This is a genomic window from Dehalobacter sp. (assembly GCA_023667845.1).
Taxonomy (GTDB): domain Bacteria; phylum Bacillota; class Desulfitobacteriia; order Desulfitobacteriales; family Syntrophobotulaceae; genus Dehalobacter.
This window is the reverse complement of the sequence record JAMPIU010000112.1, coordinates 1-18,662: the sequence shown is the minus strand read 5'-3', so window position 1 is coordinate 18,662 and position 18,662 is coordinate 1. Positions and strand designations below refer to the sequence as shown.

16 protein-coding genes are annotated in these 18,662 nt (G+C 46.4%); 15 read left to right on the top strand and 1 reads right to left on the bottom strand.

Annotated features, from left to right (window positions below):
* Positions 1–194 precede the first annotated feature (194 nt).
* Together mreB and NC238_08020 are read left to right on the top strand one after the other, a co-directional pair.
* Positions 195–1,184 carry a rod shape-determining protein MreB gene (gene mreB, locus NC238_08025; protein MCM1565886.1) on the top strand — a complete coding sequence of 330 codons (990 nt, stop codon included), beginning with the start codon at positions 195–197 and terminating at the stop codon, positions 1,182–1,184.
* Positions 1,185–1,201: 17 nt separating this feature from the next.
* Positions 1,202–1,930: a WecB/TagA/CpsF family glycosyltransferase gene (locus NC238_08020; GenBank protein MCM1565885.1), complete on the top strand. Its 729-nt coding sequence runs from the start codon at positions 1,202–1,204 to the stop codon at positions 1,928–1,930.
* Between the two features lie 125 nt (positions 1,931–2,055).
* On the opposite strand, the gene NC238_08015 is transcribed toward NC238_08020, so the two are convergent.
* Positions 2,056–3,177 (bottom strand): glycosyltransferase, encoded by a 1,122-nt coding sequence (locus NC238_08015; GenBank protein ID MCM1565884.1) that lies wholly within the window; start codon positions 3,175–3,177, stop codon positions 2,056–2,058.
* Between the two features lie 98 nt (positions 3,178–3,275).
* On the opposite strand from NC238_08015, the gene NC238_08010 reads away from it, so the two are divergent.
* From NC238_08010 to NC238_07950, 13 genes are all read left to right on the top strand, one after another.
* Positions 3,276–4,502, top strand: coding sequence for an O-antigen ligase family protein (locus NC238_08010; protein ID MCM1565883.1), 1,227 nt, complete (start codon positions 3,276–3,278; stop codon positions 4,500–4,502).
* Positions 4,503–4,562: 60 nt separating this feature from the next.
* Positions 4,563–4,934, top strand: coding sequence for a hypothetical protein (locus NC238_08005; GenBank protein ID MCM1565882.1), 372 nt, complete (start codon positions 4,563–4,565; stop codon positions 4,932–4,934).
* Between the two features lie 103 nt (positions 4,935–5,037).
* Positions 5,038–6,723, top strand: coding sequence for a DEAD/DEAH box helicase family protein (locus NC238_08000; GenBank protein MCM1565881.1), 1,686 nt, complete (start codon positions 5,038–5,040; stop codon positions 6,721–6,723).
* Positions 6,716–7,438, top strand: a complete 723-nt coding sequence (locus NC238_07995; protein MCM1565880.1) for a ComF family protein — start codon at positions 6,716–6,718, stop codon at positions 7,436–7,438. The genes NC238_08000 and NC238_07995 overlap by 8 nt, the downstream gene beginning before the upstream one ends.
* A 427-nt stretch (positions 7,439–7,865) precedes the next feature.
* Positions 7,866–8,396 carry a ribosome-associated translation inhibitor RaiA gene (gene raiA, locus NC238_07990; GenBank protein ID MCM1565879.1) on the top strand — a complete coding sequence of 177 codons (531 nt, stop codon included), beginning with the start codon at positions 7,866–7,868 and terminating at the stop codon, positions 8,394–8,396.
* 154 nt (positions 8,397–8,550) lie between these two features.
* The gene (gene secA / locus NC238_07985; GenBank protein MCM1565878.1) at positions 8,551–11,061 is read left to right on the top strand and encodes a preprotein translocase subunit SecA; all 2,511 of its coding nucleotides are present in this window, start codon (positions 8,551–8,553) and stop codon (positions 11,059–11,061) included.
* A gap of 70 nt (positions 11,062–11,131) precedes the next feature.
* Positions 11,132–12,239 (top strand): peptide chain release factor 2 gene (prfB, locus tag NC238_07980; GenBank protein ID MCM1565877.1). Its coding sequence is split into 2 segments (ribosomal slippage): positions 11,132–11,200 and positions 11,202–12,239, totalling 1,107 coding nucleotides; the frame shifts between segments, so codons are not numbered across the junction.
* 33 nt (positions 12,240–12,272) lie between these two features.
* On the top strand, positions 12,273–13,085 hold the full coding sequence (locus NC238_07975) for a transketolase (protein ID MCM1565876.1): 813 nt from the start codon (positions 12,273–12,275) through the stop codon (positions 13,083–13,085).
* Positions 13,085–14,050, top strand: a complete 966-nt coding sequence (locus tag NC238_07970; protein MCM1565875.1) for a transketolase family protein — start codon at positions 13,085–13,087, stop codon at positions 14,048–14,050. The genes NC238_07975 and NC238_07970 overlap by 1 nt, the downstream gene beginning before the upstream one ends.
* A 319-nt stretch (positions 14,051–14,369) precedes the next feature.
* Positions 14,370–15,056, top strand: coding sequence for a cell division ATP-binding protein FtsE (gene ftsE / locus NC238_07965; GenBank protein ID MCM1565874.1), 687 nt, complete (start codon positions 14,370–14,372; stop codon positions 15,054–15,056).
* Positions 15,046–15,930 (top strand): permease-like cell division protein FtsX, encoded by an 885-nt coding sequence (ftsX, locus tag NC238_07960; protein ID MCM1565873.1) that lies wholly within the window; start codon positions 15,046–15,048, stop codon positions 15,928–15,930. The genes ftsE and ftsX overlap by 11 nt, the downstream gene beginning before the upstream one ends.
* 73 nt (positions 15,931–16,003) lie before the next feature.
* Positions 16,004–17,137, top strand: a complete 1,134-nt coding sequence (locus NC238_07955; protein ID MCM1565872.1) for a peptidoglycan DD-metalloendopeptidase family protein — start codon at positions 16,004–16,006, stop codon at positions 17,135–17,137.
* A 72-nt stretch (positions 17,138–17,209) separates the two neighbouring features.
* Entirely contained in the window at positions 17,210–18,391 is a 1,182-nt protein-coding gene (locus tag NC238_07950; GenBank protein MCM1565871.1) for a S41 family peptidase, read from the top strand.
* Positions 18,392–18,662: the final 271 nt, after the last annotated feature.

The window sequence follows — 18,662 nt, the reverse complement described above, 5'->3', positions numbered from 1 at the left end:
CGTAAAAAACGGAAAGAAAGAGGAAAACATAAAATTACATCGAATAATATGAGCAAAGTTATGAAAAGAATCTCCCCTCCAGGGAGATTCAATTTTGGCTGCCGCCGTGCATGTAAAAGCTTGGCGTCTGCCAGGTTTTTCTTGTTTTCATGGGACAAGCCAATAGAATCGTGAAGTGAAAGGGGCAGCACCTGATGTTTGGGACTGATCTTGGGATTGATTTAGGCACGGCGAGTGTTCTGGTCTATGCACAAGGCAGGGGTATCGTTTTGCACGAGCCTTCGGTCGTTGCGATTGATAAGAACACGGGTAGAAGAATTGCGGTCGGCCAAGAGGCCAGAATGATGCTTGGCAGGACTCCCGGAAGCATTATGGTCATCAGGCCGATGAGGGATGGGGTCATTGCAGATTATCAGACCACCGAAATCATGCTGAAATATTTACTCAAAAAAGCGGGAATAAAAAACTGGCCTTTTTTAAAAAATAGAGTTGTTGTCTGTATACCGTCCGGAGTCACCGAAGTTGAAGAAAGGGCTGTAAAACAAGCCGCTATGAAAGCAGGTGCCGGACAGGTCAAAGTAATTGAGGAACCTTATGCAGCTGCCCTGGGGGCCGGTATGGACATATACGGACCCGAAGGAAACATGATCGTCGATATCGGCGGTGGAACGACAGATATTGCAGTAATCAGCCTGGGTGGGGTCGTAACCAAAAAAAGCATCCGCATGGGCGGGGATAAACTGGATGAATCGATTATCAGGTTTATTCGCAGAGAATTCAATTTAATGATCGGAGAAAGAACGGCGGAAGATATCAAGATCAAAGTCGGCTGCGCCGTTCAGGAAGGAAAAGCAGACGACGCGGAGATCGATGTCAGAGGAAGAGATCTCATCACCGGACTCCCGAAGACCATCACGGTAGATTCAAAAATGACGTATAAAGCGATGGAAGAATCGCTAGAAGTGATTGTAGCCGGAGTTAAAGATGTTCTAGAGCGTACACCGCCGGAACTTGCTGCGGATATTATGAACAGGGGAATCGTACTTACCGGCGGAGGATCGATGGTGAATTCCCTGGATCTGAGGATTTCCAAGGAGACGGGACTCATTGTGACCCTTGCCGATCATCCGATTTCCTGTGTCGCTTTAGGGACAGGCAAAGTCCTTAAAAACAGTTTCAAGTGAGAATCCCGGGGACAAAAATGAAACAATTGGAAATATTGGGAACGCGTATTGATCCGGCTAGTTTGCAGGACTGCCTTGAAACTATCAAAAATACGATTTTGCTGGGGCAGCAACTCCGGATTGTGACCGCAAATCCCGAATTAATTTACAAAGCTGAACATGACGCCAATCTCCTAGCAGTCATCAATTCAGCCGGTCTTGTCGTACCGGATGGGGTCGGCGTAGTTTGGGCTGCCCGGAAACTTGGCTGTCCGGTCAAAGAAAGAGTAACCGGCATCGACCTGACAGCAGGGATTTTAGGGGAAAGCAACCGTCACGGATGGAGAATATTTCTGTTGGGCGCGAAGCCGGGCATTGCAGAAAAAGTTATTTGGCAGCAGAGCCTGAGGTACCCGGGGATAGCGTTGGCGTGTCATCATGGTTTTTTTACGCAGGCAGAAGAGCCGGAGGTCATCCGGCAGATCCGTCACTTTGCACCGGATATTCTTTTGGTTGGCTTGGGTGCCCCCAAACAGGAATACTGGAATCATGAACACGCAGGGCTGGCTAAAGTAAGTATGGGTATCGGGGGGTCATTCGACGTACTGTCCGGAGAAGTGAAACGTGCCCCCGGGATATTTCGGGAATCCGGACTGGAATGGCTTTACCGGCTGATCAGCGAACCGGGCCGGATAAAAAGGCAAGTTGTACTTCCACTGTACCTTCTAAGGGTTCTGAAACAGAAATATTTTCCGGGATCTGACTAAAAAACGGTTCATATCGGTTAATCTTGACCGGATGATTCTAATAGGGAATAAATACGATTCTAATCGATCAGTAAAATAACCCGCTCAGATAATAAACGAAAGCTAAGTGACCGTTTACAGCGCACTTAGCTTATTATTTTTTCATAAAAAGTTATTGTATCCTGAACCATTTTTTCAATGGAAAACAGGCTGACCTTTTGCCTAGCCCGGGCAGTCATTTCGGCAGAAAAAGCCCTGCCCTTGAGCACCTTGCTGCAGGCCAGCGCCATCGCCGCAGGGTCAGCCGGCGGAACGAGCAGGGCTTCCTTGTGGTCTTCCAGAAGTTCAGGGATCCCGCCGACCTTGGAAGCTATAATCGGGATTCCGGCTTGAGCGGCTTCCAGTAAAACTAGTCCCATTCCTTCGCTCAGAGAAGGAAATACAAACAAATCCATCGCCGGCAGGGCCTGCCAGGCTGAAGGCAAGTAGCCGGTCAGCGTAAATGGAAGTCCGGAAAGCTTCAGCTGTTCGGTCAGTTGATTATGAAGAGGACCTTCACCGATGATGAGCAGATGAAGGTCAGGGATTTCCGCAGTCAGCAGTTTCATCGCTTCAATCAGGTAAAACTGCCCTTTCACCGGGTGCAGACGGCCAATCGTCCCGATGACAAGACAATGATCCGGGATTGACCATTGTTCACGGAAGGCTTTGAGCATTTGGTTTGGTTGAGTGAATGAAAATATTTCACTACCGTTATAGATCACGTTCACCGGCAAAGTTAATCCTTTCCTGTTCAGTCGGATGGCAGCGGATTGGCTGAGACTAACGGATACCGCAATAATGCCGGCAGACCAGTGCAGGGTGAGGTTATCGACCCAGAGAGAAATCCTGCCTTTGAGGGAAGACGGATAATCGTATTCCGGCAGGCTGTGGATGGTTGAAATGCAGGGAATCTTGGTGAGTCTCGCGACGGTTCGCCCCAGAAGGTTAGCCCTTGTGCCATGGGCATGGATTAACGCAATCTTATGTTTGCGGCAGAAAGCAATAATGGTAGGCAAAGGGGAGAGGTCAAAAGGGAACTGCATGGGGAATATTTCAGACGGGATGCCGAAAGACTGTGCACATGGTGCCAGCGCGGAGCCCTTGGCCAGACAACCCAGAAAAGGATTTACGCTTTGCCTGTCCAGATTTTTCAGGAGATTCAGAACGTTCTGCTCAGCCCCTCCGATCTCGCCGCCTCCAATCAGATGAAGAACATTAATCGACATAGATTGCCTCCTCCAAAGCCTTTGGCATAATATTTCTCTGCTGTTATAAATATGATAGAGAAATATGATTGGACTTGCAAGTCCTGCGGAGGATTAAGGTGAATTATGGGAGGACAGAAAATTTCCTGAGTGTGTTTATGTTTTTGGGTATGATATGCCACGGGATTTTTTTTATCCGAGAGTGGCTTGTCCTGGGTGCTGTCTTAATATTCTACACGATTGCTCACTGGAAACAAGTTTGTCTTACAACTATCGCCGCCAAAAAAAAATTTCGGAATCCGGTGAGCATTTTTTTGCTGCTGAGCCTTTTTTCGCTGGCGGGACTATTCAGTCCAGTCAGGGCAATTGATGGCTGGCTAGAAGCGTTCCGCTGGCTGGTATATTTATCTGCCTATTTGTGGGGAATACAGCTGGCGGCTGCCGGGGGGGCAAATAGGTTTTTAAACAGAATGATATGGTTGACAATCTTGGCGGTGGTACTGTCCTGGCTGCCCGGAAGTGAAAATATCTGGCTGCCGCCTGGCCCGCCGGAAGAAGGGCGCTATGCCTTCTGTTTCGGATATCCAAATTCTGCTGCAGCTTTTCTTGGGTGCCAATTAATGGTAATATTGATAAAAAGGGAATTTAACCCATTTTTCTTGCTGCTGCTGGGAATAAGTATCCTATCCACTGGATCAAGGGCTTCAATGCTGCTGCTTTTGTTGTTTATCCCGATTCTATTGCTAAAAAAGAGAGCTTTAACTCAAAAGAATATTATAAATATGGATAGCATCAGAACTGTAACCGAAAAGCGTTCTCAGGCGTCAGTCAGAATAATACTTCTTGCTTGTTTGATCATTGTCCTATACCCTGCAGTTTCGAGTATACAGGTGCCATTCAGCCATTTATGTTCCTGGACGGATACCAGCATGGCGGAAAGAATTACGTATTACGCTGACAGCATCCAGCTTGCCAGGGATGCATATTTTCTGCCGCGGGCGGGAGGGTGGCTCGGTTTTTCCTTTATTCAGACCACCCCTTATTGGACATTGGATACCCATTCTTCATTTTGCCGGGTGCTTTTAAATCAGGGGATCATTGCTCTTTTGTTATTAATGCTTTGGGCACGGCAAGGACTCAGGAGTTTTGTCCAGGACCTTCGGAATGGAAATGACCTTCCAACGATCTGTACGAAAGCAGCAGCTCTATTTTTGGGACTGCACAGCCTGATTGATGTGGATATGTCTTTTGGGATTGTTGGCATCTTATTCTGGCTGCTGGTCGGGCTGAATACCGGGGAAAAAGCAGAAAATCAGGACAAGATCAGAACCGCCTTGCTTAGCTGAAGCATATGATAGAAATAATCATAAGAATTAATGATTATACGGCAAAGGCAGGTCAGGCACATGATGCTTATTTATGGTGTATTGGCGGTAGGTTTGATTATTCTTTGGTTATGGGCAGGACAATATGAGTGGGAGCTTCCGGATGCCCTGTCTGAACGAATTGAGGCCTTTGGAACAAACAACACGCGGCAGGTGAAGACAATCACTGACAATGCGGTTTTGGCTATTGAGGCCAGGGAATTTGACCATGAGGATATTGAAAAAGAAATTTATATGGTCAGAAAAACGCGAAACAGGCAGGAGGGAATAATTGTCAGCATAGATATGTCGCAGGAGAATGCCAATCTTCCTAAAGACGAGCAGGAAAGAACCAAGACCCGTCTGGAAAGACGTTTTCCTGGCCTGACGGTTCAGTATACTCAGAAAGGATAAGGACAAAAGCGTGCTTTTTTACATTTTAGCCAAAGACAATGGAGAATTCTGTTTTTCTCCGCTGCCTTCTGCGGGCCTAATCCTGGGAGGGTGGACGAGGTATTTGAGCCCGGGGTTACCGCTAGGAAAGCTGCTGGCCGTCACTGCAGGGCTGCCTAATAAAAAACCAACAACACAACCAGCCACGCAGCCATTTTCATCAGCTCTGCCATCAGCACCAGTTATAGACAGGGACTTTGAAAACAGGCTTGCCCAAAAGCTAACAAATCGGATGAAAAAAGAAAATATGGGCGTTCAAGAAAAGGTTCGGTGGCAGGATACCAGCCGGGAGGCCTTGCCGGAGGCATTCAATATCGAAGTACTGCAGAATGAAACCATGTACCAAAAATTCCTGAGAATAGCGGAGGGCAGGCAACTCGCCGAAAATGAGTTTCGGATTGTGGAGAAAAAGCTCGGCGTTAGTACGAAGGAACTTCTGGGCTTCATGCAAAAAGCTGTGCAGAGCGGAAATGCAGAGTGGCTGCCGATTTTTGAACAGGTTCGATCCAGGTATTTCTGCCGGCGCTGCGGAAGCAGTCATTATGAAGAATGGCCATCACTGTATGGCGATACATATACCTGCCTTGACTGTCGGGAAATTGGACCGCTCAATTCTCTGCAAATTCTTTTTAGGCTCCATTCCGTCGATGTTCCGGGTCAAACACAGGTGGATACAGATAAGTGTAAACCAGATCAAACTATCCGGAGTTATAGCCTGGAATTTACTTTTGCGCAGGAAAAGGCAGCCGAAGAGCTTTGGCAGCAGGTGCACCGGCAAAAAGCACAAGAAACGCTGCTTTGGGCTGCCTGCGGTGCTGGAAAAACAGAGGTTTGTTTCCCTTTGATCGATAGTTTTTTGCGTCAGAATAAAAAGGTTCTTTTTGCGGCACCCAGACAGGACGTTGTGCACGACGTTCAGCCTCGTTTGCAGAAAAATTTTCCGGAATACAATATCAAAATTTTAAGCGGAGCGCTGCCGCAGGATATGGAGCCCTCAAAGCTAACCGTCGCAACAACGCATCAAGTTCTGAGATTTTATCGGGCTTTTCACCTGATTATCCTTGATGAGACTGACGCCTATCCTTATGAAGGAAGCAGCGTCCTGGAATATGGAATCAGACAGGCTTTAAGACCAGATGGACAAATTATCTGTCTTACAGCGACACCGTCAGCAGAAATTCTGTTACGGGTCAAGAGCCAGAAATGTGCGATCGTCAGACTCCCTGTAAGACATCATGGCTTTCCTGTTCCGGTCCCCGAATGGCAAAAAAATAAACCGACCAGGGATCGTTCACTGGTTGAATTGAAAAAAGTATTGCTGAAATTGATTGCGGACGGTCCGATTCTGGTCTTTGTCCCCACCGTTGCGTTGGTTAAAGAATGGACGGGTGTGCTGAAAATGGCTTTTTGTAATCTGCGCGTGGAGGGAAGCTGGAGCTCGGATGCTGCGAGGAGAGAAAAGATCGTACTTTTCAGGCAGGGCGATATTAATATTTTTGTCTGTACATCCATTTTAGAAAGAGGCATAACCATTAAAGGTGTACAGGTTGCAGTTTTATTTGCGGATCATACGCTCTATGATGCGAGGGCTTTGGTCCAGATGGCCGGCAGAACAGGCCGGAGCGCAGAATGCCCGGTTGGAAGAGCCGTCTTTATTTATGCCGAACAAACCCAGGCCATGATCCAGGCCAACCGCTGGATTCAGGACCAGAACAGGCTGGCTGAAGAATGGGGATGTCTGAATGGTTGATTTATTCTTGAAACTTAAAGAAAACGCAGCGCTTTTGTGGTATGAGAAGACAACGTATTGTCTGCTTTGCGGCAATGTATCAGAAGAACCGGTCTGTCTGATTTGTCAGCAGGCGTATTTTTTTCCGAATCTGCCTCGCTGTGGTTCCTGCGGCAAAATTCTTGCAGAGACCAAAACACGTTGCCGAAATTGTGAAACAGGAAAGGGGCCGGAAGGATTGGATAAGGTAACCTGTCTGGGTTATTACAAAGGTGCCTGGAAAGAATTAGTTCAGCAAATTAAATATAAGGGACAGCCATATCTGATAGCGTCTCTGGCAGAAGTGATCATTCCATGGGTTATCCGCTGCTTGCCTCCTCCTGACGCAGTAGTTCCGGTGCCGATGCATCCGGACAGGCTGTCCCAAAGAGGATTCAATCAAGCAGAGGCGCTGGCCTCAATCATCAGCAGGCAGCTGGCAATTCCTTATCAGAATCTGCTTGACCGAATGAAGGATACAATTCCTCAGACTACCCTGGGACGCAGGCAAAGGCTGCGGAATCTCCGGGATGCCTTCTCAGTCAAACCTGGTTACAGTGATCTCAGGGAAATTGTCTGGCTGGTTGATGATGTTGTGACGACAGGCTCGACGCTGGAAGAATGTGCCGGGGTACTGAAAAAGAATGGGGTAAAGAAAGTCTATGCTTTTTGTCTTGGCGCGGGTAAAGAAGAATGAGACAATTTGCCGCAGAAGAATCATTTTTTGCAGAAAATTGCAGAATGAAGACAAAAATAGGACCTTCGTACTAATCGATGGACTGCTCACAATTTTATCCACCAATAAAAATGAAAATATACGCCAAAAAGTAAAGTTATCAACATTATCCACAATTTGTTGTGTATAACTTCAACAAACCGAAACGCTAGTAACATGTTAACCCTAAATCTCATATATCCTGACAGCAGATTTTTCGCAATACTGCGTTGTCTTGCAGAAAATCTGCTCGCCATCATATAAAATTTTAAGGTTAACAAGATACTGCTTCTCAGGATGTTTTCAGTTCGTTGAGGTAATAATATCACTAAACAAAGATAAAATATGGCAGGAATTTAATAAGAAAAGATGAATTATAATACTATATCAGGCGAAAGGGGTTGAGACTATGAATATCAATGTTCGAGGCAAACAAATGAAAATGACGGACGCGTTAAAGGATTATGTAGAAAAAAGAGTCCGTAAGCTGGAGAAGTACTCCGATGATTTTCTCGATATTCAAGTCATGCTGTCCGTAGAAAAAGAACGTCAGAGAGTTGAAGTTACTGCCCCGCTAAACGGATTTCTTCTCAGAGGTGAGGAAGAAACAGATGATATGTATTCCTCCATCGACCTGGTAGTGGATAAGCTGGAACGCCAAATGGAAAAATACCGCAAGCGTATTGGGAAAAAGAGAATAAAATCCACGAAGGAGGAGCCGAGCTATATCCTCGAGGATGATGAAGAAATCTTTGACAATAACAGCATTGTTAAAACAAAAAAGTTTTCAGCTAAGCTTATGTCGGTTGACGAGGCAGCGATGCAGATGGACCTGATCGGGCATAATTTTTTTGTATTTGCCAATGCAGATACGGGGCAGATAAATGTTGTTTACCGGCGTAAACACGGCGGCTACGGCCTACTAGAGCCAGAATACTAAAACGGCTGAACGACTCAGGTTTATTAATCGCATATCCTGAGCAAAAAAGTGTCCCGCCTAAGCGGGACATCTTTTTGCTTAGATTGAACCTTCAGTAAGACAGTGATAAAATAATCATATTAAGCACACCGCGCAAGGTGAAAGGTGGACCAAAATGGGTTTTTTAAAGGATTTGATTGATGACAACGCCAGAGATATAAAAAAGTACCAAAAGAAAGTTGAAAAAATTAATCAGTTGGAACCTTCCATACAGGTACTCTCTGATGACGAACTCAGAGCAAAGACAGTGGAATTCAAAGAAAGACTGGAACAGGGTGAGACGCTGGATGATCTTTTGCCGGAAGCCTTTGCTGTCGTCAGGGAGGCTTCGAAAAGAGTTCTCGGACAGCGGCACTATGATGTTCAGCTTATAGGCGGAATGGTCCTTCACGATGGAAGGATCGCCGAAATGAAGACCGGGGAAGGCAAAACGCTGGTTGCAACCTTGCCTACGTATTTAAATGCCTTAACCGGCTTGGGCGTCCATGTTGTGACGGTTAACGATTATCTTGCCACCCGTGACGCCAACTGGATGGGCCAGGTGTATGATTTTCTCGGTTTGTCCATCGGGCTGATTGTTCATGGTCTGACCCACGAACAGCGGCGGACAAGCTATAACGCCGACATTACGTACGGCACGAACAATGAATTTGGATTTGACTATCTGAGAGACAATATGTCCGTCAATCCTGCCGCTGTCGTCCAGCGGGAGCTCCATTATGCCATCGTGGACGAAGTAGACTCGATTCTGATCGATGAAGCGAGGACGCCATTAATCATTTCCGGAGAAGCTGATAAGCCCACTGAACTGTACTTCCGGGTTGCGAAGGTTGTCCCCCGCCTTAAGCCGGAGGAAGACTATCATGTCAATGAAAAGGACAGAGTTGTAACGCTGACGGAGAATGGGGTATCTAGGGTTGAAACAATGCTCGGGGTGGATAACTTATACGATGACCTACACAATGAAGTTGCGCATCACGTCAATCAGGCTTTGAAAGCGCATACCCTGTTCAAGCTTGACCGTGACTATGTGGTGAAAGACGGTCAGGTCATTATTGTCGATGAATTTACGGGCCGCTTAATGTTCGGGCGCAGGTACAGCGAGGGACTCCACCAGGCGATTGAAGCCAAGGAAAATGTCAAGATTGAGCGGGAATCTCAGACGCTGGCAACAATTACGTTTCAAAACTTTTTTCGGATGTTTAAGAAACTTGGTGGCATGACCGGTACCGCGAAGACGGAAGAGCAGGAATTTATTAATATTTACAGGTTGGACGTCGTAGAAGTCCCCACGAATCTTCCGATGGTCAGACAGGATCTGCCTGATGTTATCTATAGGACGGAAGAAGGCAAGTTTAACGCCGTAGTCAACGATATTTCGGAAAAGAATGCCAAAGGCCAGCCAGTACTTGTTGGAACGATTTCGATTGAAAAATCCGAGAAGCTCAGCGACATGCTGAAAAAGAAAGGTGTTCCGCATCAGGTGCTGAACGCTAAGTTTCATGAACTTGAAGCCCAGATCGTCGCCAAGGCGGGGGAACAGGGTATGGTAACCATTGCAACCAATATGGCAGGCAGAGGAACAGATATTGTTCTTGGGGAAGGCGTAAAGGAACTTGGCGGACTGCATATCATTGGCACGGAAAGACATGAATCCCGCCGGATTGACAATCAGCTGAGAGGACGTTCCGGCCGTCAAGGTGACCCGGGGTCTTCCCAGTTCTATATTTCGCTTGACGATGATTTGATGCGGCTTTTCGGCGGTGACAATATTGCCGGGCTAATGGACAAACTGGGTATGGACGACAGTGTTCCTGTCGAATCCAAAATTGTCAGCCGCAGTATTGAAACAGCCCAGAAGAGAGTCGAGGGTAGAAACTTTGACATCCGCAAACACGTGCTGAATTATGACGATGTTATGAACAAGCAGCGTGAGATTATTTACTCGCAGCGCAGATCCGTTCTGACAGGAGAAAACCTGAAAGAACAGGTAATGGATATGATCGAAAAAGTCATTGCCGACACCACAGCGCGTTACAGCGGAAATAGCCCGTATCCGGAAGAATGGGATCTGGTCAGTTTTCTGGACTATGTCGACAATGTCATTCTTCCTGATCATGACTTTACCCCCGAACAGATTAGCAATTTAGCCAAAGAAGAAGTTGAAGAACTATTGACCGACAGGGTGCATGAACTGTACGAGATCAGGGAATCCCAGTTCGGTTCGGACCTGATGCGCCAAATTGAAAGAGCAGTGGCTCTGCAGGTTGTAGATACCCGCTGGAAGGAACATCTTGACGCGATGGACAGCCTCCGGGAAGGGATTGGCTTAAGAGCTTACGGACAGCGCGATCCGCTCCTTGAATACAAGAATGAAGCCTTTGATATGTTCCAGGGTATGGTAGAATCCATCCAGGAGGACGTTTCGACTTATATCTTAAGAGTAACACCTCGGATTACGACGCAAGTTCCGGAACAGGCGCAAAAAGTCTCCGAGAACCGTTATGAGGAAGAACAGGAGCAGGTCAAGAAGCCCCGCAAAATTGGGGAACATATTGGCCGCAATGATCCCTGCCCGTGCGGAAGTGGGAAGAAATATAAGAAATGTTGCGGAATCAACAGCTAAATAAAATGTTGACAAAACAGATTTGTTTTACTTTAATAAGCAGTGGAAAAAATAATCTAGGGGTGGAAAAATGCTTGCCGATTGGAAAAAAGAAATTGAGAATCTAAAAATGCGTTTAGCAGATTTGAGGGTTTCCCTTTGACGTTGCTGGCCGTCAGATAAAGATTGCCAAGCTTGAGGACGAACTCAACAAACCCGGTTTCTGGGATGATCCTTCTTCAGCGCAAAAAGTCATGCAGGAATTGACCCGTGAGAAGGATAAGGTGACGGTCCATCAACAGCTCCAGGATCAGATCGAGGACATCGCTGCACTTTGGGAGCTGGCTGTGGAGGAAGACGATATTTCTTTGGAATCGGAAATTGAAAACACCATTGTTAAATTGAAAAACCAGTTTGCTGATTTGGAACTAGAGATTTTGCTCAGCGGACCTTATGACCGTAATAATGCGATCATTACCCTTCACTCCGGCGCAGGCGGAACCGAATCCCAGGATTGGGTGCAGATGCTGTACAGGATGTATGTACGCTGGGGTGAACGCCGGGGATTTAAAGTCGAGACACTCGATCTTCTCCCGGGAGAAGAAGCAGGAATTAAAAGTGTAACATTTTCCTTGGCCGGGGAGAATGCCTACGGCTACGCCAAATGTGAGAAAGGGGTACACCGTCTGGTTCGTATCTCTCCTTTTGATGCCTCCGGACGGCGGCATACTTCCTTTGCCTCCGTCGATGTGATTCCTGAAGTCACTGATGATGCAGAGATAACCATTGATGCGGAGGATTTAAAGGTTGACACGTACCGTTCAGGCGGAGCCGGCGGACAGCATGTCAATAAGACGGATTCTGCTGTACGGATCACACACCTGCCTACCGGAATTATTGTTCAATGTCAGAGCGAGCGCTCACAGATTCAGAACAGGGCTTATTGCATGCGGGTTCTTCAGGCCAAGCTTTTGGAATTAAAGCGAAAACAACAGGAAGAGGAAATATCTGAGGTTCGTGGGGAGCAAAATGATATTGCCTGGGGGAGCCAGATTCGGTCCTATGTCTTTCATCCTTACAGCATGGTCAAAGACCATCGAACCAGCTATGAAACAGGGAATGTTAATGCGGTGATGGATGGGGAAATTGATCCGTATATTTCGGCTTATCTTCAGCAAATTGTCGGACAGAATAAATAAATTGTGACCAAGCAAAGGAGGAAGCTTTATACCATGTCAGATTTAAAAGAAATCGCCTGCAGGATACGTCAGGACATCATTGAAATGCTGGAAAAAGCTAAATCAGGGCATCCAGGCGGCAGCCTTTCGGCCGCAGATATCCTTGCCGTCTTATACTTCCGGATCATGAATATTGATCCGGCCAATCCTGGATGGCCTGAGCGGGACCGCTTTGTGCTCAGTAAGGGGCATGCTGCCCCTGTACTTTATGCAGCTCTGGCTGAAAAGGGATATTTCCCGCGCGAGGAGCTGCAGCACTTACGGCAGACCGGACACTTTCTCCAGGGGCATCCGGATATGAAAAAGGTTCCGGGAGTCGATATGTCCACCGGTTCTTTGGGACAGGGCATTTCAGCTGCAGTTGGGATGGCGCTCGCCGGCAAGATTGATCAAAAAACATACAAAGTATATTGTCTCGTAGGTGATGGGGAAATGAATGAGGGTCTGGTTTGGGAAGCGGCAATGGCAGCAGCCCATTATAAGCTCGATAATCTGATTGGCATCCTGGACTTTAACGGTCTTCAAATTGACGGGGAGACGGAAAAAGTCATGAATTCTTCTCCGCTCTCCGACAAATGGGGAGCCTTTGGATGGAATGTCCTGGAGGTTGACGGCCACGACATTTCAGCATTGACGGATACCCTGGAAGCAGCGAAGCAGGTTCAGGGCAAACCGACGATGATTATCGCCAAAACCATTAAAGGGAAAGGGGTATCTTTTATGGAAAACCAGGCGGGGTGGCATGGAAATGCACCCAGCCCTGAACAAGCGGAAGCTGCCCTGGCTGAACTGAGAGGTGAAAACTAATGGCTGAGATGTTTGATCTGATTAAAGCGGAAAAAATAGCGACGAGAGATGCCTATGGCAAAACACTTGTGCAGCTTGGCGGAGAAAACAAGGATATTGTGGTTCTGGATGCCGACTTGTCCAAGTCAACCAAAACAGCCGATTTTGCCAAGGTATTTCCGAAACGTTTCATCAATATAGGCATTGCCGAACAAAATTTAATGGGAGTCTCGGCCGGGCTGGCAGCAGCGGGTAAAATTCCTTTTGCGAGTACCTTTGCAATCTTTGCGACAGGAAGGGCTTTTGAACAGATCCGGAATTCCATTGCATATCCGAAGCTCAATGTGAAGATTGCGGCTACCCATGCGGGGATCAGTGTAGGTGAAGACGGTGCCTCCCACCAGGCTGTGGAGGATGTGGCGCTGATGCGTTCGGTGCCGAATATGACAGTACTGGTTCCTGCTGATGCGGAGGAAACAAGTCAAGTCATCAAAGCTGCTGCAGCATACCAGGGACCTGTCTATATCCGGCTCGGAAGACTGGCGCTGCCCGTGCTCTTTGATTCATCTTCCTATCAGTTCGAGATTGGCAAGGCCAATGTCCTGAAAGACGGCAAAGATGCTGTCATTATCGCAAACGGGCTCATGGTAGCGGAAGCGCTGAAGGCTGTGAGTGAACTCAGCGGGCAGGGCTGCGATGTCGCGGTTGTCAATTGTGCCTCTGTTAAACCACTGGACAAACAGACCATTATTCAGATCGCGCAACAAACAGGAGCAGTTGTCACTGCGGAGGAACACAGCATTATCGGCGGACTCGGAAGTGCAGTGGCAGAAGTATTAAGCGAAAATTGTCCTGTCCCGCTCTGCCGGGTTGGGGTCAATGATGTTTTCGGAGAGTCCGGACGCCCGGATGAACTGCTGGTGAAGTATCATCTTACAGCGAAAGACATTGTTGAAGCTGTAAGACGAGTGATTGCCAAAAAATAAAGAGCTGCAGGACAAATAAAAGCAGGATATTCCCCAAAAGGGTATTCTGCTTTTTACTTTTGCTCAATTTGTTCTTTTAATTGCCGATGAAAATAGTAAGAAGATTTGGATCAGAAAATAGCCTAAAGAAATCAAATATATTTCTGCTGTTATTTGTCAATATATTTATTTTTTACACTATCGTTTAATAATTGTGGAATGCACTCCTGAGATTTTGCCATTTTTCAGGAAATGTTTAATTTTTTTAGCTGTCTTAGACAGGAAAATAACACAAAATGTCGAAGAGATAAATGTTAATAGGTCTTCCGGAGGACAATGAATGATTAAGCTAAAGAATGTTTCTAAAATCTATCCGAATGGTGCCCGCGCTCTGTTCGGCGTCAACCTTGACGTCGCTAAGGGAGATTTTGTATTTCTGGTTGGGGCCAGCGGGGCCGGCAAATCGACACTGATCAAACTGCTCTACCGGGAAGAAATTGCTACGAGGGGACAGGTACTCATCGATAATGTCAATCTTGTGAGAATGTCTTCCAGCCATGTGCCATTGGTCAGAAGAAAAATTGGTGTTATTTTTCAGGATTTCAAGCTGCTTCCGGCAAAGACCGTGTTTGAAAACGTCGCTTTTGCCCAGCAGGTTATTGGTAAAAGTATGAAAGAAACTAGAGAGAATACGAATACGATTTTGGATTTGGTTGGCCTTGCTAAGAAAAAGAATGCCTTTCCTTCCGAGCTTTCAGGAGGCGAACAACAGCGCGCCTGCATTGCCAGAGCGCTGGTCAACAAACCCGCTTTGCTGGTTGCGGACGAACCTACAGGGAATCTTGATGTCGATACTTCCTGGAGTATCATGGAACTGCTTAACCATGTCAACAAGCTGGGTACCACGGTCGTAATGGCAACACATGCCAGGTACATTATTGAACAAATGAATAAGAGGGTAATAAGGATTGAAGAAGGCAAGATTGTTGATGACAGCATAGAGGGGGCATACAGAATTGTCACTTAACTCAGCAAAATATGTTCTAACCCAGTCTCTGGTATCATTGAAAAGAAACTTCTGGCTCAGTGCCGCATCCATTTTAACGGTGATGATTTCTTTAACAATCGTTGGTTATTCGGTTTTCTTTTTAGTCAACACATCGAACATTGCCGAGACCTTTGAATCCCAGGTAGAAATTGCCGTGTTTTTAAATGATCATCTGGAGACATCACAAATTACCGATTTAAAAAGTCAGATTCAAAAACTTGAAGGTGTCGCAACCGTTGCCGTTACCACTAAAGATCAGGCTATTATAGAGTTTCAGGAATCCATGGGTTCCGACTCTCTTCTGGAGGATTTGGGCGGAGTGAACCCATTTCCGGATAAGATTACAATTACAACGACCGATGCCCGTCTCGTCGAAGAGATTACTTCCCAGGTAAGCGGGCTGACCGGAGTCGAGAAAGTCCGTTATGGGCAGGGATTTGTTGAGAAACTGATTGTCTTTACTCAGTGGCTTCGCTGGGTCGGGATTGGCGTTGTTGCCGCATTTGCTTGTGCCTCTTTCCTCTTAATTGTTTTAAATATTAAAACCAATGTAAATTCCAGAGAGAAAGAGATTCAAATCATGCGCCTGGTTGGCGCCAGCAAATCCTTTGTTCGTTGGCCTTTTATCATCGAAGGGATCGTCATCGGTATGGTCGGGGCAATCCTGGCTGTTGCGCTGGTTGGGGCTACCTATACCTGGCTCCTGCAGTATATTATCTCGACCTTGAGTTTCCTGCCTGTTGTCAGCAGTCAACAGTTCATTATCAATGTGCTTCTGCTGATGGTTCTGGGCGGGGCTGCCATGGGATTTCTGGCAAGTGCGTTCTCTGTACGAAAATTTTTGAACCTTTAGAATCAGTTTTCCATGATTTTAGACGTCGAGGTTAACGAACTTTGAGTTTTATTGGGGGGGAATGGCGTAAAATATGATTAAAATGACAAGACCGGTTGTTTTGCTGATTGTTTTAACTCTAATGGTTACTTTCAATTTTCCTGTGACCGCGGATGAACTGTCTGATGCGCTTAAGCAGCAGGAGAAGATCCTGAATCAGCAGAAAAACGCGGAAGGAAACCTGAATAGCCTAACGACAAAAGCGCAACAGATGGAGAAACAGATTCGGCAACTGACGACGCAAATTTCTGACGCTGAAGTGGATCTGGATCAGAAAGAAAACGCCCATGCGAAGGCCCAGGAAGAAGTAACGGCGATTCAAACGGAAGTGACAGCCAAACAGCAGGAACTGAAAGGGAGACAGGATACTCTGCGCAGTCGGGTACGCGCGATCTATGAAGAAGGTCAGGTAAACTATCTGGAAGTTCTATTCCAATCCACAGATTTATCCGACTTCATTTCCAGAGTAGAATATCTAAGCTGCCTAGTTGAAAATGATCAAACCATTTTAAGTGATATCCGTGTTCAAAAACAGGATTTAGATGAAAAGAAGGAACTCCTAGTCGCTAAAATGGACGAGGCGGAGAGCTTAAAACAACAGGCGGAAGCAGCTAAGAATTATTTGGACAGCAGCAAGTCAAAAAAAGAAGTAGCACTCGCTGAGAATAAAGAGGATCAGGAAGCGATGCTCGAACAAATTGACAAGCTGGAGAGAGACTCTAAAGCACTTGAGTCAAAAATCCGTGAATTGCAGAAGAACAACACCGGAGGAGTTACTGGGACAGTTAGTGTTTGGCCTGCTCCAGGATACAAGTATATTACCAGTACTTTCGGATATAGGGTACATCCGATAACAAAACAGTATAAACTGCACACCGGAGTCGATATCGGTGCACCATACGGGGCGAAGATTGTAGCAGCAGGATCCGGTACGGTGATCTTTTCCGGTTGGTACGGCGCCTATGGAAATGCCATTATTATCGACCACGGCAATGGAATTTCAACGCTTTACGGCCATATGTCTTCAAGGGCGGTTGCAGTCAAGACAACAGTGGTAGCCGGCCAAACAATCGGTTATGTTGGATCAACGGGATGGAGTACTGGGGCTCACCTGCACTTTGAAGTACGTAAAGACGGCACCCCGACGAACCCGATGGCCTATTTTTAATCAATTGGACTTAACTTGTACAAGTCTGCATATACTAACAGAGAATAATGAGTTTGATAGGGAAGTGGACGTTTGTTCAATCGTGTGAATTGGAAAAAAGCTTTTATACAGGCCGCCGCAGTCGGCCTGATATTTTGTCTGGGGCTGGCACTTGTTGTTGGCGGGTTTGTACTGGTCAATTATGATCACCTTGGAAGACTTATGCGGGTGGTCTATCTTATTGACACCCAGTATTTAAATGGAACATCCCGTGCTGGACTCGTTGACGGGGCAATCGACGGGATGGTGGGTTCGCTGGACCCGTATTCCTCCTTCCAGGATGCTGAGGAAAACAAAGTGCTGATGAATTCGATTCAGGGCACCTTTGGAGGGATCGGTGTACATTTAAGTACGGCAGATCCGGAAAAATTGGTTGTTATGCGTCCAATCAAAGGTTCTCCGGCTGAAAGGGCAGGACTCGAAGCGGGGGATATTATCACAAAAATTGACGAGACCGATGTCTCCACGATCAGCCAGGATGAAGCAGTCGCGATCTTAAGAGGAGAGCCCGGGAGCAAGGTGACGGTTAAAATTTACCGGCCGAAGACGAAGACAGAATTTACCGTAAGCCTTATCCGTGACTATATCAATGTTCCGACGGTTGAAGGGATCTCTCTGCCGGGAAGGTCAGATATTGGGCTGATTGATATTTCCAGTTTTAACATGAATACCGGGGATGAACTTGAGAAGGTTTTACGGGAGATGGATCTGACCAAATATAAGGGTCTGATTATTGATCTTCGTTATAATTACGGAGGAGAAGTCAATGCCGCGATTAAAGTAGCAAGTTTTTTGGTGCCGGAAGGGTCAATCGTTCACATTGTGAATAGGAACGGCGTTGTAGATACAAAAGAATCGACTGCTGAATATATCGATATGCCCATTGTCATTTTAACCAACGAATATACGGCCTCAGCAGCAGAAATCGTATCGGGGGCAGTCAAGGATTACGGAAGCGGGACACTGGTCGGGACGAAGACGTATGGCAAGGGTGTCGTGCAGACCGTGTTTACCCTTGATGGCAACACCAGCGTAAAGCTGACGACGGACAAATATCTTACACCGAAGAAAAATGATATTAATAAATTGGGAATCAAGCCCGATGTTGAAGTCGAACTTAAAGAAGGAGAAAAGCCTACCATCCTTCCGACCGAGCCTGTCTTCGACAGTCAGCTGAGCAAGGCGGTTGAAGTCCTGCTGCAGAAAATCCGGTAGGATAGAAAAGGATACAGAAAGGATACAGTATCTTTATTCAGTCAGATGGAAGATGTCAATTTAGGCGTCTTTCTCTAAATAGAATCCGCAGTGGAACGAATGATTAAACCCGTTCTGCTGCGGATTTATTAATGAGCAATCTCATCCTAGTAATACTAATTTGCGTATAAAATGTTACAATATTTTCCTATTTATGATATAATAAATACATACCAACTTGGAAGGTGTGTATTTGAAATGAGACAGAAAGAATTTACCCAAGAACAAATTG

Excerpts from the sequence above, each read along its gene's own strand:
- ftsE (MCM1565874.1), top strand. The coding sequence starts at position 14,370 with ATGATTAAGCTAAAGAATGTTTCTAAAATCTATCCGAATGGTGCCCGC.
- NC238_07955 (MCM1565872.1), top strand. The coding sequence starts at position 16,004 with ATGATTAAAATGACAAGACCGGTTGTTTTGCTGATTGTTTTAACTCTA.
- NC238_08005 (MCM1565882.1), top strand. The coding sequence starts at position 4,563 with ATGATGCTTATTTATGGTGTATTGGCGGTAGGTTTGATTATTCTTTGG.
- NC238_08015 (MCM1565884.1), bottom strand. The coding sequence starts at position 3,177 with ATGTCGATTAATGTTCTTCATCTGATTGGAGGCGGCGAGATCGGAGGG.
- raiA (MCM1565879.1), top strand. The coding sequence starts at position 7,866 with ATGAATATCAATGTTCGAGGCAAACAAATGAAAATGACGGACGCGTTA.
- NC238_07995 (MCM1565880.1), top strand. The coding sequence starts at position 6,716 with ATGGTTGATTTATTCTTGAAACTTAAAGAAAACGCAGCGCTTTTGTGG.
- mreB (MCM1565886.1), top strand. The coding sequence starts at position 195 with ATGTTTGGGACTGATCTTGGGATTGATTTAGGCACGGCGAGTGTTCTG.
- NC238_08020 (MCM1565885.1), top strand. The coding sequence starts at position 1,202 with ATGAAACAATTGGAAATATTGGGAACGCGTATTGATCCGGCTAGTTTG.
- NC238_07975 (MCM1565876.1), top strand. The coding sequence starts at position 12,273 with ATGTCAGATTTAAAAGAAATCGCCTGCAGGATACGTCAGGACATCATT.
- NC238_07970 (MCM1565875.1), top strand. The coding sequence starts at position 13,085 with ATGGCTGAGATGTTTGATCTGATTAAAGCGGAAAAAATAGCGACGAGA.
- secA (MCM1565878.1), top strand. The coding sequence starts at position 8,551 with ATGGGTTTTTTAAAGGATTTGATTGATGACAACGCCAGAGATATAAAA.